This is a genomic window from Pararhodobacter zhoushanensis (assembly GCF_003990445.1).
GTDB lineage: Bacteria > Pseudomonadota > Alphaproteobacteria > Rhodobacterales > Rhodobacteraceae > Pararhodobacter > Pararhodobacter zhoushanensis.
The window spans coordinates 189960-206326 of sequence record NZ_REEZ01000006.1; the positions used below are offsets into that span (position 1 = coordinate 189960).

General features: G+C 64.1%; 15 protein-coding genes. 9 read left to right on the plus strand and 6 right to left on the minus strand.

Features of this window, described 5'->3' with window-relative positions; genetic code table 11:
- Positions 1 to 5: 5 nt before the first annotated feature.
- From EAE28_RS14990 to EAE28_RS15000, 4 genes are all read right to left on the minus strand, one after another.
- A complete protein-coding gene (locus tag EAE28_RS14990) occupies positions 6 to 530 on the minus strand; it encodes a sigma-70 family RNA polymerase sigma factor (RefSeq protein ID WP_127107812.1) in 525 nt (174 codons plus the stop codon).
- Positions 531 to 834: 304 nt separating this feature from the next.
- Complete coding sequence (locus EAE28_RS23800; protein WP_164736645.1) at positions 835 to 993, minus strand: hypothetical protein; 159 nt, start codon at positions 991 to 993, stop codon at positions 835 to 837.
- 165 nt (positions 994 to 1158) lie between these two features.
- Positions 1159 to 1746, minus strand: coding sequence for an exopolysaccharide biosynthesis protein (locus tag EAE28_RS14995; protein ID WP_127107814.1), 588 nt, complete (start codon positions 1744 to 1746; stop codon positions 1159 to 1161).
- Positions 1747 to 1882: 136 nt separating this feature from the next.
- A complete protein-coding gene (locus tag EAE28_RS15000) occupies positions 1883 to 2152 on the minus strand; it encodes a hypothetical protein (protein WP_127107674.1) in 270 nt (89 codons plus the stop codon).
- 206 nt (positions 2153 to 2358) lie between these two features.
- Here EAE28_RS15000 and EAE28_RS15005 point away from each other — a divergent pair, with 206 nt between their 5' ends.
- Complete coding sequence (locus EAE28_RS15005) at positions 2359 to 3579, plus strand: MFS transporter (protein WP_127107676.1); 1221 nt, start codon at positions 2359 to 2361, stop codon at positions 3577 to 3579.
- Positions 3580 to 3648: 69 nt separating this feature from the next.
- Here EAE28_RS15005 and EAE28_RS15010 read toward each other — a convergent pair whose 3' ends face one another.
- A complete protein-coding gene (locus EAE28_RS15010; RefSeq protein ID WP_164736646.1) occupies positions 3649 to 4224 on the minus strand; it encodes a response regulator in 576 nt (191 codons plus the stop codon).
- Between the two features lie 270 nt (positions 4225 to 4494).
- Positions 4495 to 4845 (minus strand): PRC-barrel domain-containing protein, encoded by a 351-nt coding sequence (locus tag EAE28_RS15015; protein ID WP_127107680.1) that lies wholly within the window; start codon positions 4843 to 4845, stop codon positions 4495 to 4497.
- Between the two features lie 210 nt (positions 4846 to 5055).
- Here EAE28_RS15015 and EAE28_RS15020 point away from each other — a divergent pair, with 210 nt between their 5' ends.
- The 8 genes from EAE28_RS15020 to EAE28_RS15055 all read left to right on the plus strand — a co-directional run bounded on the left by EAE28_RS15020 (position 5056) and on the right by EAE28_RS15055 (position 16365).
- A complete protein-coding gene (locus EAE28_RS15020) occupies positions 5056 to 7164 on the plus strand; it encodes a catalase (protein WP_127107682.1) in 2109 nt (702 codons plus the stop codon).
- 97 nt (positions 7165 to 7261) lie between these two features.
- The gene (locus tag EAE28_RS15025; protein ID WP_127107684.1) at positions 7262 to 7615 is read left to right on the plus strand and encodes a PRC-barrel domain-containing protein; all 354 of its coding nucleotides are present in this window, start codon (positions 7262 to 7264) and stop codon (positions 7613 to 7615) included.
- Positions 7616 to 7765: 150 nt separating this feature from the next.
- A complete protein-coding gene (locus tag EAE28_RS15030) occupies positions 7766 to 8761 on the plus strand; it encodes a DNA topoisomerase IB (RefSeq protein ID WP_127107686.1) in 996 nt (331 codons plus the stop codon).
- Positions 8762 to 8920: 159 nt separating this feature from the next.
- On the plus strand, positions 8921 to 9925 hold the full coding sequence (locus EAE28_RS15035; protein ID WP_127107688.1) for a PRC-barrel domain-containing protein: 1005 nt from the start codon (positions 8921 to 8923) through the stop codon (positions 9923 to 9925).
- Between the two features lie 534 nt (positions 9926 to 10459).
- The gene (locus EAE28_RS15040) at positions 10460 to 10687 is read left to right on the plus strand and encodes a hypothetical protein (RefSeq protein ID WP_127107690.1); all 228 of its coding nucleotides are present in this window, start codon (positions 10460 to 10462) and stop codon (positions 10685 to 10687) included.
- A gap of 85 nt (positions 10688 to 10772) precedes the next feature.
- On the plus strand, positions 10773 to 13019 hold the full coding sequence (locus EAE28_RS15045) for an acyl-CoA dehydrogenase (protein ID WP_127107692.1): 2247 nt from the start codon (positions 10773 to 10775) through the stop codon (positions 13017 to 13019).
- On the plus strand, positions 13016 to 14299 hold the full coding sequence (locus tag EAE28_RS15050; RefSeq protein WP_127107694.1) for an acetyl-CoA C-acetyltransferase: 1284 nt from the start codon (positions 13016 to 13018) through the stop codon (positions 14297 to 14299). The genes EAE28_RS15045 and EAE28_RS15050 overlap by 4 nt, the downstream gene beginning before the upstream one ends.
- On the plus strand, positions 14299 to 16365 hold the full coding sequence (locus tag EAE28_RS15055) for a 3-hydroxyacyl-CoA dehydrogenase NAD-binding domain-containing protein (protein WP_127107696.1): 2067 nt from the start codon (positions 14299 to 14301) through the stop codon (positions 16363 to 16365). Before EAE28_RS15050 ends, EAE28_RS15055 begins: the two co-directional genes overlap by 1 nt.
- Positions 16366 to 16367 lie beyond the last annotated feature (2 nt).

A 16367-nucleotide genomic window follows, 5' to 3' on the forward strand; every position in this document is an offset into this window, starting at 1 on the left:
GGCCCTTACAGCTCTTTGTCGCCGAGGTCCGCGATGATCATCGCGCGGGCCCGGTTGACCCGGCTTTTCACCGTGCCGATGGCCACGTCGCAAATCTCGGCGCTGCTTTCGTAGCTTTCGCCCAGCATCACGACCAGAATGAACATCTCACGGTAATGCAGCGGTAGGCGATCGACAGCGCGCAGCACTTCGTTGCCGCGAATGGCCCATTCCTGCGTCGGCGGGGTCGAGGCCTTGTCCGCGACGCAATCCGCCTCGCCGGGGCTTTCGCGCATGGCCTTGACGCGGGCGTTGTAAAACGTGTTGCGCATGATGGTGAAGAGCCAGGCGCGCAGATTGGTGCCATGGCGGAACTTGTGCTTGTGTCGGATCGCCTTGAGAAGCGTCTCCTGCACCAGATCATCCGCCTCGGCGACGTTGCGGGTCAGGGTGCGGGCGAAAGCACGCAGGGCCGGGATCCATTCAAGGGTCAGGTCCGGGTCCAGCGGCTGGTTCCTTTCCTCGAATTCCTCACGCTTTTCTTGCCGCATCGGCCCGCTTCTCCCTTGGCGCTTGTTGGTGTGCGCCGCCCCCAGACGGTTCTGGCTGCCAGACGAGGGTGAAACGGCACGACGGACCTGACGATCAGGACGCATCGAGGCGAGTCAGTGCCCCGTTCCCCTGTGTCCGTTGCGTTCCCGGTACTGGCAGCACCCTCAGACACAACGCTGGCAGCGCTGTGGCGGTTCCACGACGGCGGGGTCTGTTTACAACTTTTTGGCTAGTGGGCGCTCGGCCGCATCCACGCGCTGACGGCACAGCGCCGGTTGCGCCGGGCACAGGCAGAGCGAGGGATCAGGACCGGCCCTGGCGCAGCAAGCGCTGAAGCTCTGTCGCCAGCTTCAAAAGCCGCTCAGGCGTTTCCTCGCGTTCGATCTCGGCCAGATGTTTCCTGAGGGAAGCGTCTATCTGCGCATCAGCCTTTGCATCGGTCGCCTTGTCGTCCTCGCTCATGCTCTGGACCCTTTGCCGTCTTTTTCTGTCTGCGCCGGATACGGCGGACCGCCGTGTCTGGATCATAAAAACCATGGCAAGACAAGTATACCACGATTTTTGAATGTGTTCGACGATGACTGTGCGTGTTCCCTTCGTGTTAGGCCCGACACCGCGATCCCCGGCCTAGCCGCTGAGACCGAGGTACACGGCCACCGGCACTACAGCGAGCAGCAGCGCCGACAGGATGACCAGCAAACCGTCGCGGGTCAGCAGGCCAGCGGCGCAGAGCGCAATGGCGGCAGCGGCGATCGAGCCGGATGCCGGCACCAGTTCCATGAACGGCATGAAAAGCGTGAGCAGTGCAATCAGCGACAACGGCAGCCAGATCAACGGGCGGTGACACAGAAAGGTCAGCCGCGCTTTCAACAGGCCTTCGACCTTCAGGGCCGGGCGTCGCACCGCCCGCAATCCCTTGCTCAGCATGGCGCTGCTGATTTCCTGACGGGTGATGATCTGTGGCAGCCAGACCCTGTCGCGGCGCGCCATCATCTGCACCGCCAGCAGGAAGACGGTAACGGCGACCACCGTCGTCACCCCCGGCACCGCGCTGGCTGGCGAGACGGCGATTAACGAAAAGATCAAAATAAGGGCAGGAAACGACTTTGCGCCCAAGGTTTCAACGACGTGCTCGACGCTTACCCTCTCGCCGTCGATTGACGCGTCCAAGGTCTCAAGAACATCCGACAGCCGCTGGTCTGCTTGCTCTCCCATGCGCCGGCCTCCTTTCTCTTCGTCCCGCACTCTGCATGAAAGGCAACAGCAAGCGGGGACGTCTGTTCCCGGGCAAACGCAATCGCCGCCAGGAAATGCGCCCCCTTCGCCGATTGATCCGCCTGATTTCAGTAGTTTACGGTTTCCCCCGCGATTGGCGCACCAGCGCCAGAATGTCCTCCATCTCAGCCGCGCGCGTCATGCCACCCAAAGCGGCGGGCACACCGGCGATGCTCACCGCGCTGGGATCTTCCTGTCCATCAGGGGCCATTGAGGTCTGAACCAGCCAGTCGCAGAGCGTCTGACACTCTGCGTCAGGCAACAGCGCCGCCATGCGCGCCACCACCGATTGCAAGGCTGCGATGCGCGTTCGCAGTGCCTGAAGCTCCATTTCTTGCGGTGTCATTGCGACCCTCCGGTCCTTTCTGTTAGCTGTTGAGAAGATCAACGCATCCGGGCGTGATCGGGTTGCGTGCGCGCGCCCGGACGATCCCCACGCCCGCCGACACATCGGCGGCGACCGGAACCATACCATACCCGGGTCGTTGACCCTGAGAACTCTGGCGACAGCCGGGGTCTTGCCACGCATAAAACGGAGCAACGACAGGTCTCGTGACACGCAACTTCATGCCCTTGGTGGCCCTCTTCGCGGGCACAGCCCTTTTACTTTTCGCCGGTGGCATCAACGGATTGATCCTGCCGATCCGTGGTGACGCCGAGGGGTTCAGCGCCACGTCGCTGGGCCTGCTGGGCACCGGCTGGGCCGTGGGCTATGTCGGCGGCTGCATGCTTACGCCGCGGCTGGTGGCGCGGGTTGGCCACATCAGAACCTTCGGCGCGATGTGCGCGCTTGCTGCCATCGCGGTGCTGGTGTCGCTGCTGGTGATCTCGTCCACGGTGTGGATCCCGGTGCGCGCGCTGTCGGGTTTTTGCTTTGCAGGCTCGGCGATGATCGCGGAAAGCTGGCTGAACGAGAAAGCCGACGCGCGATCGCGCGGACGCATCTTTGGCATCTACACGATGGTCAATCTTGCCGCGACCACGGCGGGGCAGATGGTGCTGACGCTGGGCGACGCTTCCGGGATCTTCTTTTTCGTGCTGGCCGCCATTGTCTATTGCCTGGCGCTGCTGCCCACGGCCATCGGCGCGACCACCAGCCCGACCCCGCTGACCGAGGTAAAGCTGGACGTCTTCAGCCTGTGGGCAAACTCGCCGGTGGCGGTGTTTGCCGTGTTGATGGTGGGGATCTCGAACTCGGCCTTCGGGACGCTGGCGGCGGTCTATGCGGGCCGGGTCGGCTTTTCGCTGGGCGACATCGCGCTGTTTGCCAGCATCCCGATCCTGTCGGGCGCGCTGGCGCAGATCCCGGTGGGCATCGCATCGGACCGCTTCGACCGTCGGCACGTGCTGGTCGTCATTTCGGTGCTCGCCGTGGTGACCGATCTGTGTTTCCTGACCATCGGCAGCACCGATCCGACGCTGTTGCTGATCCTGTCGGGCTTTTTCGGCGCGACGGTGTTCGTCATGTATCCGGTGATCGTGGCCCATGCCAACGACCATGCCGCCCCCGGAACCTTCATTCAGGTCAGCGGCGGGTTGTTGCTGGTGTCGGGCATCGGCTCGATCGTCGGGCCGACGGTGGCGGGGATTGCCATGGCGTCGATCAGCGCCGCCGCCCTGTTCCTTGTCACCGGCATCTGCCACGTGTGCATCACCCTGTTCACGCTATACCGGATCAAGAAATCGGCAGCGCCCACCGAGAAGGGCAGCTTTCAGGCATCGCCGATGTCGCGGGGTTTGACGCCCGAGACCATAGCCCTTGCCGCCGAGTAGGCCCCATGGGAACGCGATTTGCCTGCGCGCCTTTGGCCATCGCTTGACTGGGTTGAACGCAAAGCGTGGTCAGTTCAGGTGGCGCGGGTAATCGTTGCGGATTTCCTGATCCAGCAGATCGTGCAGCCAGAATGCCATCCGGTCACGGCGGCGGGTCTTGATATCGGCCAGCGCGCGATGCAGGACGGATTCGACGATCCGTTCTGCCGCCGTGGTGTCGCTGATCCGCTGGCGGGCACTGGCGAGCAGGTCGCGCACCAGGGTTTTAGCGGGTTCGGCGCCCGAGCGTTCAAGACTATGCGACAGCGAGGTCAGGAATTCGGTGCGCAGCGCATACAGCAGCGCCGGAACGCCGATTGGCTTTGCGTATAGCTCGATATGGTTATGGCGTTGCGGCAATGTCACCTTTTCCAAGCCTGACACAAAGATAAAGGGAATCCCGGCCACGGTCAGCAGATCGGCCATCTCAAAGCATTGCTCGGTCCCGATCCAGATATCCAGAATGGCGGCATCCGCCTGCGACAAATGCCGGGCAGCCTGAGCCAGAGACGGAAACGGTCCGACCACGCTTTCACCGCAGGCCCGGATCTCGCGCGCCATTTCGCTGGCACTGTGGTGCTTGTTTTCCACGATCATGATCCGCACGCTGGTCTACCCCTGCCTTCCTTTTGACTGACTCTGTCACGAACCAACGCCCAGAACCGTTACGCAGTTCCCCTGCCCCGGTTTGCGCGGTGCCGCTCAGGGGGCGGGATTTACGGGATTTGCGGTGATATTTTCCGGCTGTACCGGCGCAGCGCGGCGGGTTTCGCGCGCTGATGTCGTAAAACAAACCCCGGATCGCAGGCGATCCGGGGTCGTGCAGTGCGGGACCGGCAAAGCCCTCAGAAGAAGGCCGCCGGTCAGTTCGGTGGCTCAGATCCAGTACGGGGCGATCCCGTAGGCGCGGTGGGTGCTTTCTTCCCACGCGCGATCACCATGCCATTCGCGGGCGGGCGTCGGGGCATCGTTCAGCTGCTGCTCGGTGATGTTGGTGCGAAACCCGCCAAGCCCGGTGTCATAGGTCAGCGTGTTCCACGGCACGGGCCGTTCCGACCCGCCGATGCCCAGAATGCCGCCAAAGGACATGATCGCGTAGGCGACCTTGCCGGACACCTTGTCGATCATCACCCGGTCGATGCTGCCCACCTTGCTGTCGTCTGCGCCATAGACAGCCGTCCCGGTGACGTCCGAGGCGGCAACGAGAGTCGCGTTGTGCGTAGCCATTGGTTTCTCCTTCTGAAGTTGAAACGCCGGTTGAAGCGTCGACGGTAAAACAACCGTACCGCGCCGATGTTCCCGCCCGCTGCATCGCGGTGTGCGCCTTGGGCAAAGAACCGTCGTCTGCGGCGGGAACATATCGCGCGGCTTGCGGTTTCGAGGTCCGAGCACGGCGCTCACGCATCCCCGCGACAGCCCCCCAGACGGAGACACACGATGACCGACGAACCGCTCTATCGCCCGACCAGCGACAGCCAGACCGGCACCGAGACCGTGGACCATCCGGTCCAGCGCGGCGACGGCGGTGAGCTGCATCAGCGCCCCGACGGTGACACGCCCCGCCTGACAACCGCGCAGGGCGTTCCGGTTGCGGACGATCAAAACAGCCTGAAAGCCGGGGCGCGTGGCCCGTCCCTCATGGAAGACTTCCACTTCCGCGAAAAGATCTTTCACTTCGATCACGAGCGCATCCCCGAGCGTGTCGTCCATGCAAGGGGTTACGGTGCGCACGGCTATCTTGAAGTGACCGACGCGATCCCCGAGCTGACCGCCGCGAGCCTGTTTCAAAAGAAAGGCAACCGCGTTCCCGCCTTCGTGCGGTTCTCGACCGTGGCGGGCAACAAGGGCTCGGCGGATCTGGCCCGCGACGTGCGCGGCTTTGCGGTCAAGCTTTACACCGATGAGGGCAACTGGGACATCGTCGGCAACAACATCCCGGTGTTCTTCATTCAGGACGCGCTGAAATTCCCTGACCTGATCCATTCGGTCAAGGCGGCCCCCGACCGGGGCTTTCCGCAGGCGCAATCGGCGCATGACAATTTCTGGGACTTCATCTCGTTGATGCCCGAGGCGATGCACATGGTGATGTGGACCATGTCCGACCGCGCCATCCCCCGCTCGTTCCGCTTCATGGAAGGGTTTGGCGTCCACACTTTCCGCTTCGTCAACGCCGAGGGTCAGGGGACTTTCGTCAAGTTCCACTGGAAGCCCAAGCAGGGCCTGCAATCGGTGGTCTGGGACGAAGCGGTCAAGATCATGGGTGCCGATCCCGACTTCCACCGCCGCGATCTGTGGCAGGCGATCCAGAGCGGCGATTTCCCCGAATGGGAACTGGGGGTGCAGGTTTTTGACGACGCCTTCGCCGATGACTTCGAATTCGACGTGCTGGACGCCACCAAACTGATCCCCGAAGAGCAAGTGCCGGTGCGTATCGTCGCGCGGCTGGTGCTGGACCGCATGGTGGATAATTTCTTTGCCGAGACCGAACAGGTCGCCTTTTGTACGCAGAACATCGTGCGCGGCGTGGATTTCACCAATGACCCGCTGCTGCAGGGCCGGAACTTCAGCTATCTGGACACGCAGATCAAACGGCTGGGCGGGCCGAACTTCACCCATATCCCGATCAACGCGCCGAAATGTCCGTTCCACCACTTCCAGCAAGACGGGCATATGGCGATGCATGGCCCCAAGGGCCGCGCCAATTACGAGCCGAATTCCTGGGCGCAAGGGGGGCCGCGCGCCGATCCTGACGCCGGGTTCCGCTCACTGGCCGAGCCGATGGAGGGCGACAAGCGGCGGGTGAGGGCCGAGGATTTCGCCGATCACTACAGTCAGGCGCGGCAGTTCTACCGCAGCCAGACTGCCGTCGAACAAGAGCATATCGTCTCGGCCCTGACTTTCGAGCTGTCGAAAGTGGAAACGCCCGAGATCCGCGAACGGGTGGTGTCGCATCTGCCCAATATCGATACGGATCTGGCAAAGGCGGTCGCCAAGGGGCTGGGGCTGGCCAAGATGCCCAAGGCGCAAAAACCGGCCAAGGAGCCGATTGACCTGCCGGTTTCCGACAAGTTGTCGATCCACAAGAACCAGCGCGCCACCTTCAAGGGTCGCAAGCTGGGTCTGCTGGTCAGCGACGGGGCCGATGCCGCGCTGGTCGAGGCGCTGACCAAGGCTGTCAAGGCTGCGGGCGGTTTGGTCGAGGTGGTCGCGCCGGTGATCGCCGGGGTCGCGCTGTCCGATGGCACCAAACTGGCGGCGCAACAGAAGGTCGATGGCGGCCCGTCGGTTCTGTATGACGCGGTGGCTGTGGTGGTGTCGGCAAAGGGCGCGACGCAGTTTGCCGCGATGCACCCGGCCAAAGCCTTTGTCGCGGATGCGTATGCGCATGCCAAGTTTATCGCCTACTCACCCGAGGCCGAGACGCTGTTCGATGCGGCCGGCGTCACCGAGCGCGACGACGGTATGGTCTCGCTGGACGCGGCGGACGAAGCGAAGGCGTTCCTTGACGCCTGCAAGGCGCTGCGGTTCTGGGATCGCGTGGCCTGACCGCCCTTGCGCCGCGCCGGAACATTTGCCGGGGCGGCGTGTTCAGCCAGTGACCAGCGCCGCCGGAAATCCGGACGCGCACCAACGGGAGAGTACAATGGCAGACCATTCGTCGACTCTGGTTTCGGCCAGCGATGTTATCGGAGCCACGGTTTATGGCCCCGATGAGAGCAAGATCGGGTCGATTGACCGGGTGTTGATCGACAAGACGACCGGCAAGGTCGCCTATGCGATCATGAGTTTCGGTGCCATTCTGGTCGGAATTGGCGGACAGGAACGCCCGGTGCCCTGGGGTGCCCTGCGCTATGACCCGTCGCTCGGCGGGTTTCGCACCGATATCACCCAGCAGCAGTTGGCCAACGCGCCCGAGACCAAGGAGCGCTGGCAGAATGACCGCGACTGGGAGGAACGCACGCATCTCACCTTCGGGCTTGCGCCCTACTGGATCTGACCCTGTGACGCAGTGACAGACGCCCCGCCCGCTTGGGTGGGGCGTTTCTTTCCGTCGTAAGCGCTTGGGAAAGGATCAGCCGATGCGCGCCAGTACCGCGATGTTACCCCTGCAAGCGGGCACGTCCCTGCCCCGGAGCGGCTGAGCGCGATGGCGTCCCGGCGGGCCGCGCTGGTGTACTACCCTGACGACCGGCCCGGCATCCGCCGACAGCGCCGGGGTCGCGGGTTCAGTTATTACGCCCCGGATGGCGCGCTTATCCGCGATACGACCGAGCGTGCGCGCATCGCTGCGATGGCGGTGCCACCTGCGTACACGTCGGTCTGGATCAGCCCCGAACCACAGGGGCATCTGCTTGCCACCGGGCGTGACGCCAAGGGACGCAAGCAGTACCGCTATCACCCGGAGTGGGCCGAACAACGCGCCCAGAAGAAATACGACAGCCTCGCCGCCTTCGGACGCTGCCTGCCGCGCTTGCGCGCGCGCATCGCGGCGGGTCTTTGCGCGCCTGCCGGGTCGAGGGATCTGGCGCTTGCGGCGGTGTTGGCGTTGCTGGACCGCGCCTCGCTGCGCATCGGAAGCGAGGATTACGTCCGCGAGAATGGGACCTATGGTGCCACGACCCTGCTGGCGAAACACATCAGCTTCGATGACAGCGGCATCACGCTGGATTTCCCGGCCAAGCGCGGCACGCCGGTGACGTGCCATCTGCACGGGCCACGTCTGCAACGCGCCCTGCACAAGGTTCAGGACCTGCCGGGCGCGGACCTGATCGCGTGGTCTGACGCCGAGGGCGTCTCGCACCCGCTGCGCTCGGACGAGGTGAACGCCGTGCTGGCCGAAATCTGCGGCGCAGGAACCAGCGCCAAGACTTTTCGCACCTGGAATGGCACGCTGGCTGCTTTCAGCGTCGCGGTTCGGGATGGCCCGCTGACCATCATCGACATGGCAACGGCTGCCGCCGAGCGGCTGAGCAACACCCCGGCCATCGCGCGGAAAAGTTATATACATCCGACAGTTATCGCGCTGTCCGAGCTTCCCGAGGCTGACCGCGCGCGGCAGTTGAGCACGCTGCGCCCGCCGCCCCTGCACCGGCTCCGCGCCCACGAGGGGCTGTTGATCGCCCTGCTCGACACGGCGACCTGAGCGTCGTGTCCCCTGCCGCAGGCGGGCGGAATTTGCCCGCCGAACGGACTCGTCGCCAAAATTCTGTGCGGAAATGTTGGAACATCCCCGCGCCTCGCCGGTTTACCATGCATCCCAGGCACATGTCTGGAGAACGTTTCTTACCTACTGGAGGATACCATGAAGAAGCTGCTCCTCACGACGGCCGTGGCCGCAATTCTCGTCGCCCCGGCTTATGCCCAAACCACGACCCAGCCGGTCGGTGTCGCCACCCAGCAACCCGCTGATCAGATGAACAACAGCGCCGCAACCGATCTGACCGCGCAGGCGAGCAACCTCAACGCGCACGCCAGCAGCAACATCACCATGATGGGCGGCGGCGAAGTCAGTGCCGACGAGCTGATCGGCCACCGGGTGCACGCCCCTGACCCTGACGCGACCGAAAACTCGGATCTCACGGTCGGTATCGCGGATGCGCCCGACGGTTGGGAAGACATCGGTGAAATCGGTGACGTGATCGTCGACGGCTCTGGCGGTGTCAGCGCGGTCGTGATCGACGCGGGCGGGTTCCTGGGCATGGGTGAGCGCCACGTGCGTATCCCTTACAGCGATCTTCAGTTCGTGGCCGATACCGATGACGAAGATGACTACTATGTCGTGTACACCGGCAATCGTAACCTGCTTGAAGACGCGGATGAATACGATCCCGCGACCGAAGAGACGGGTATGATGTCGCTGCGTGACCGTTCGGCCATGTCCGATGACGCGGCGGGTGGCACTGCTGCGATGACCACGATGCCGGCTGAAACCACCATGCCGAGCGATGCGGACACCAACACCACGACCGACCATGCCGCGATGGACGGTATGGAGCGTCCTGACCGCGACGGTCTGATGGCTGTCGATGTTGCGACGATCACCGCGGACGAGGTCCAAGGGGCGCGCGTCTACGGCACCGAGCAAGACTGGATTGGTGACGTCAACGACGTTGTGCTTGGCGATGACGGTCGTGTCTCGCAGGTCGTGCTGGATATCGGCGGCTGGCTGGGCATCGGCGAGCACCGGGTTGCGCTTGGTTTCGACCAGGTTGACCTGCGCCGCGACGGCGACGGTGGCTCGGTCTACGCTTATGTGGACTTCACCAAGGAAGAGCTGGAAGCGATGCCCGAGTGGGAAGCGCAGTAACGCCTGCCTTGATATCGTGGCCGCTGATTTTCGGCACAGCCGATTGATCAGCACCGTTCACGGAAAAGGGGTCGCCTTGGGCGGCCCCTTTTTTCTGCCGCGACCGCAATAAAGAGCGGATCGGGCGGAAACTTTCAGCGCGCTTACGGGTTCTGTTTTCAGCGCGGCAAGCGCCGCCGGACTGTCTCCCTCGTTCCCATACTGTCTGAGAACAGACGCGGCCTCACCCTTGATGGTGGGGCCGCTTTTTTTCACCGCTTCCCGCGGTTTTAGGCATAAAATACGGGAACTTAACCCGCTGCCATCGGTTGAACCAACAGATGTCGATACCCTGTCAACCGGGCGCGACGGTACGAAGAACACGGTGGTTTTCCCGGTTTCACACCGTGGCCAACGCAATGGCAGTCGAGCTTCTGTCCCGTCGGGTGTCGACATCTCCCCACCCCTCCGACCACGCCTTGCGGTTGTACCCGTGAACGGAACATTTGGCGGCCTGAGTGGTTTTCTCTGCAAGAGCAAAGAAAGGAAACCACGATGTCCGCACCCGACACCAACCCCAAGAAGCAAGCCTGCCGCCACGTAGGCCCCTTGATAGGGATGGCTGTTGCCGTGTTGGTCGGCGTCCTTCTGATTTTCTTCTGGATCTTTGAAGAGACCGCCGAATCCGACCCGCCCGCTAACCCGTCAGCCCAACAAACCGAGGTCGCACCACTTCCGCAAGCCGTCGAGCCTGAACAGATCACCCGGCCCGAAACCGAGTGATCCAGCCGCCGGGCAGCGGCACCGCCCTGCCCGGCCAAGGAACTTTTGTGCCCTGGGGACGTTTTTCTACCTTGGAGGACATGACATGACGAGTTTTCGCGCGCGCATTCTAACCAAGCCGATCCATCGCTGGGCGATGAAGGCCCTTCCCCAACTCTCCGAAACCGAAAGCGAGGCGTTGGAGGCCGGCGAGGTGTGGTGGGAGGCCGAGCTGTTCTCTGGCAACCCGGACTGGGCGAAGCTGCACGGCGTCAAGCGTCCGGTGCTGAGCGATGAGGAACAGGCCTTTCTGGACGGTCCCTGCCGCGAGCTTTGCACGATGATCGACGACTGGTCGATCAATCAGCTTGATGCAGACCTGCCTGCGCCCGTCTGGGATTTTCTTCGTCAGAACAAGTTCTTTGGCATGATCATCGCCAAGGATTATGGCGGTCTGGGTTTTTCAGCCTACGCGCATTCCGAAGTGATCCGCCTGATCTCCACCCGCTCGATTGCGGCGGCGGTCACGGTGATGGTGCCCAATTCGCTGGGACCGGGCGAGCTGCTGCACATGTTCGGCACGCAAGAGCAAAAGGACAGCTGGTTGCCGAAACTGGCGCGCGGTGACGCGCTGCCCGCCTTTGGGTTGACCAGCGCCGAGGCGGGCTCGGATGCCAGCGCGATGGTGGATGAGGGCGTTGTTGAAAAGGGACTATGGCAGGGTGAAGAGGTTCTGGGCATCCGCCTGAACTGGTCCAAACGCTATATCACCCTTGCGCCGGTCTGCACCGTGCTTGGCCTGGCGTTCCAGTTGCGCGACCCCGACGGGCATCTGGGCGGCGAAGCCGATATCGGCATCACCTGCGCACTGGTGCCGACCGATCTGCCGGGCGTCGAAACCGGTCGCCGTCACATCCCGTCGGACACGATGTTCATGAACGGGCCGACGACCGGCACCGATGTGTTCATCCCGCTCGATCATATCATCGGGGGCACCGATTATGCCGGTCGCGGCTGGATGATGCTGATGAGCGCGCTGGCCGCCGGTCGCGGGATTTCGCTGCCGTCGATGTCTTGCGCCGCGATTGCGCTCTGCGCCCATACCTCCGGCGCCTATGCCCGCATCCGCCAACAATTCGGCCTGCCGATCGGCAAATTCGGCGGTATCCAGGAGCGGCTGGGCCGCTTGGCCGCTGATGCCTATGCGCTGGATGCCGCGCGTCGGCTGACCTGTGCGGGGCTGGATGAGGGACGGTCGCTGTCGGTCATCTCGGCCATCATGAAGGCCCATGCGACCTTCCGCATGCGCTCGGCCATCGACGACGCGCTGGATGTGCATTCGGGCAAGGCGGTGATTGATGGGCCGTCGAATTACCTGCTGCCGCTGCACCGCGCAGTGCCCATCGGCATTACGGTCGAGGGCGCCAATATCGTGACCCGCTCGCTGATCATCTTCGGACAGGGCGCGATCCGCGCGCATCCGCATCTGCTGGACGAAATGAACGCGCTGGCGATAAAGGATCAGGATGAGAGCCTGGCCGCGTTCGACACATCGTTCTGGGCGCATGTCGGCCACACCACGCGCACCGTGTTCCGGGCTCTGGGGCGCGGCTGGAGCGGCGGGCGGATCGGCCCTGCCCCCGATGCTGGTCCCGTCACCGACATCTATCGCCAGCTGGCGCGCTGGTCTGCCGCCTATGCGCTGACCGCTGATATGGCATTCCTGACCATGGGCGGCGCGCTCAAGCGCAAAGAGATGATCTCGGGCCGGATGGGCGATATTCTGTCCGAGATGTACATCCTGAGCGCCACGCTCAAACGCTGGCAGGATGAAGGGCAGCAGGCCGCCGATCTGCCGGTCGTGCGCTATTGCGCTGAGCGCAGTTTCGCCAAGATCCGCCAATCGCTGAACGAAGTGCTGGCCAATTTCCCCAACCGCTTTGCCGCTGTTCTTTTGCGCGCGATCACCGTGCCGGGCGGCAGCGTCGCCGGGCCGAGCGATGCGCTGTCCGAGGACTGCGCCGATCTGATCTACGAGGCATCGGCGGCGCGCGACCGTATCCTTGGGCAGACGCCGGGCGGCGTGGCGCGCGACGGGGTCAAGGTGCTTGACGATTGCTATGCCATGGTCACCCGTTGCGCCCCGCTGATGAAGCGGCTGCGTGAGGCTGGGCAAGACCCCGATGCCGGGCTCGAAGCCGGGACCATCACCCAGGTTGACCGCGACTCCATCGCCGAAATGCAGGCGCTGGTCGCCAAGGTGGTCGCGGTGGATGATTTCACCCCCGAGGCGCTGAGCACGCTCTATCCCCGCCTCGAAACCCGTGAACCCCAGCGCGAGGCCGCAGAATGAGCCGTCCTGTCTATCTGGTCGATGGCGCGCGCACGCCGTTCCTCAAGGCGCGCGGCACGCCCGGTCCCTTCACCCCGGTGGATCTTGCCGTGCAATGCGGTCGCCCGCTGCTGGCGCGGCAACCCTTTGACCGGCGCGCCTTTGATCTGGTCATTCTGGGCTGCGTCAATGTCATACAGGATGAGATGAACCCGGCCCGTGTCGCCGCGCTGCGGCTTGGGCTGGGGGCCGAGATGGTCGCCTTTACCGTACAGATCAACTGCGGATCGGGGATGCAGTCCATCGACACCGCCTACCGCTATATCCGCGATGGCAGCCATGAGATGATCCTTGCCGGCGGGGCGGAAGCGCTCAGCCACGCGCCGCTGGTGCTGCGCCAGTCCGCTGTCGAATGGTTCGGCGGCATGGCGCAGGCCAAGGGGATTGCGGCGCAGGCCAAGATGCTGACCGACCTGCGGCCTGAGTTTTTCAAGCCGGTCGTCGGGCTGGAACGCGGCCTGACCGACCCGATCACCCATTTGAACATGGGCCAGACGGCCGAGGTACTGGCCCACCGTTTCGGCATCGACCGCCAGACCGCTGATGCCTATGCGATGCAAAGCCACCACCGCCTTGCCCGCGCTCAAAGCGAAGGCTGGCTGGACAGCGAAGTCATGCCCGCCTTTGCCGACGATGGCACGGCCTATGACCATGACGACGGCGTGCGCCCCGACAGCGACATGGCCGGACTGGCCAAGCCGAAACCGGCATTCGAGCGCCCCTATGGCAAGGTGACGGCGGGCAACGCCAGCCAGATCACCGATGGCGCATCCTGGGTGATTGTCGCGTCCGAGGCGGCGGTGGAAAAGCACGGCCTTACCCCGCTCGCGCGGATCGTTGACAGCGAATGGGCGGCGCTCGACCCGTCGGTGATGGGTCTGGGGCCGGTGCTGGCCTCGACCCCCATCGCGCAGCGGCAAGGGCTGAGCCTGTCGGACATCGACCTGTGGGAGCTGAACGAGGCCTTCGCCGCGCAGGTGCTGTCTTGTGTCGAGGCCTGGGCGGACGAGGCGTTCTGCCGCGATGTTCTGGGGCTTGAGACTGCCTTCGGGCGCATCGACGCCGAGCGGCTGAACATCGACGGCGGCGCGATTTCGCTGGGTCATCCGGTTGGTGCCAGTGGAAACCGCATCGTGCTGCATCTGGCCAATGCGCTCAAACGGTTGGGAAAAACCCGTGGCATCGCCACCGAATGCATCGGTGGTGGTCTGGGCGGTGCAATGATGCTGGAGGTGGCGTGATGACGGGACCGGTCTTGCAACATCTCGGCACAACCAAGCTGGAACTCGGTCCGGTTGGACCCGGTGACGGCCCATGGCGGCGCGGCGAGGCGGATGGCATCGTCTGGCTGGTGCTCGAGCGCGCCGATGCGGCGGTAAACACCGTGGATCGCAGCGTGATGACCGGGCTTGCCGCCGAACTCGATACGCTGGAGCGTACCCCACCCCGCGGCGTGGTGATCCGGTCGGCCAAACTGGCTGGCTTCGCCGCCGGGGCAGACATCACCGATTTCGAGGCGATGAGCGCCGAAGGAGCCGCCGATCTGCTGCGCCAAGGGCATGACGTGCTGGACCGGCTGGCATCGCTGAAATGCCCAACGCTCTGCGTGGTGCATGGTGCAGCCTTGGGCGCGGGCTTCGAGATCGCGCTGGCCTGTGACTGGCGGATCGCCGTTGACGGCGCGTCCTTTGGCTTTCCCGAGGTGCAGCTGGGCCTGCATCCCGGTCTTGGCGGCACCTTCCGCCTGCCCGCGCTGATTGATCCGACCGAGGCGATGACGCTGATGCTGACCGGCAAGACCGCGCACACGGCTAAAGCGAAAGCGCTGGGGATCGTCGATGTCGTGACCGAAGAACGGCACATCCGGGCGGCGGTCGATGCTATCGTGGCAGGCGACGTTGAACGGGGCCAACCGGGGCTTAAGGCGCGTGCCTTTGGCCTTGATGCGGCGCGCTCGCTGGCCGCGCGGCAGATGCGCAGCGAAACCGAAAAGAAAGCGCCCAAGCAGCACTACCCCGCCCCGCATGCCTTGATTGACCTCTGGGAAAAGCACGGCGATGACCCCAAAGCCCTGCAAAAAGCCGAGATCGACAGCTTTGCGGCGCTGCTGGATACCGACACCTCGCGCAACCTGCGACGCGTGTTCTTCCTGCGTCAGGGCCTCAAGGATGGCGCGCGCGGCGACGACGCGATTGCCCATGTCCATGTGATCGGCGGCGGTGCCATGGGGGCCGAGATTGCCGCCTGGGCCGCGATCAAGGGCAAGAGCGTGACGTTGGGCGATGTCCAGCTCGACCCGCTGGGACGCGCGATCAAACAAGCGCGGGAGACCTGCAAAGGCCAGCACCTGAGCGCCATCGAAACCCGTGACGCGCTGGACCGCCTGATGCCGGACCCCAAGGGATACGGCATCGCGCGGGCCGATCTGGTGATCGAAGCGGTGCCCGAGTCGGCTGAGCTGAAGGCCAAGATCTATGCCGATCTGGCCGGTCGGATGAAGGCGGGTGCCATTCTGGCGTCGAATACGTCAAGCCTGCGGCTGAGCGACTTGCAGGCGTCCGCACCGGATGCCACGCGCTTCGCAGGCCTGCATTTCTTCAACCCTGTCAGCAAGATGCAGCTGGTCGAGGTGGTGCGCCACGACGGCACGGACCCGGCCGTGGTCCAACGGCTCGCGGCGTTCTGCGGGGCACTTGACCGTTTGCCAGTGCAGGTCACCGACTACCCCGGCTTTCTGGTGAACCGCGCCCTGACGCCCTATCTGATGGAATCGATGGTTCTCATGGACGAGGGCGTCGCCAAAGAGACCATCGACGCCGCCGCGATGGAGTTCGGCATGCCGATGGGACCGGTCGCGCTGAGCGATCAGGTCGGTCTGGACATCTGCCTGCACGTGGCCGAAAGCCTGAAAGAGACGCTGGACAAACCCATGCCCGAGATCAGCCGCCGCCTGCGCGACAAGGTCGAGGCGGGCAACCTGGGCAAGAAGACCGGGCAAGGGTTTTACGACTGGTCCAAGGGCACACCGCGCCCGCAAGCCGCGGGCGAGACGCCCGAGGATCTGATCAACCGGCTGATCCTGCCGATGCTCGACGCCTGCGTCGAATGTCTGCGCAAGGGCGTGGCGCGCGATGCTGACGACGTGGATGGCGCGATGATCTTCGCCACCGGCTTTGCGCCGTTCCGGGGCGGTCCGCTGCACTACGCCCGAGCACGCGGTGTTGGGGACGTCGCGCAACGGCTGACGGACCTGGCCGACCGCTACGGCGCGCGCTTTGCGCCCGATCCGGGCTGGAAGGACCTTTGATC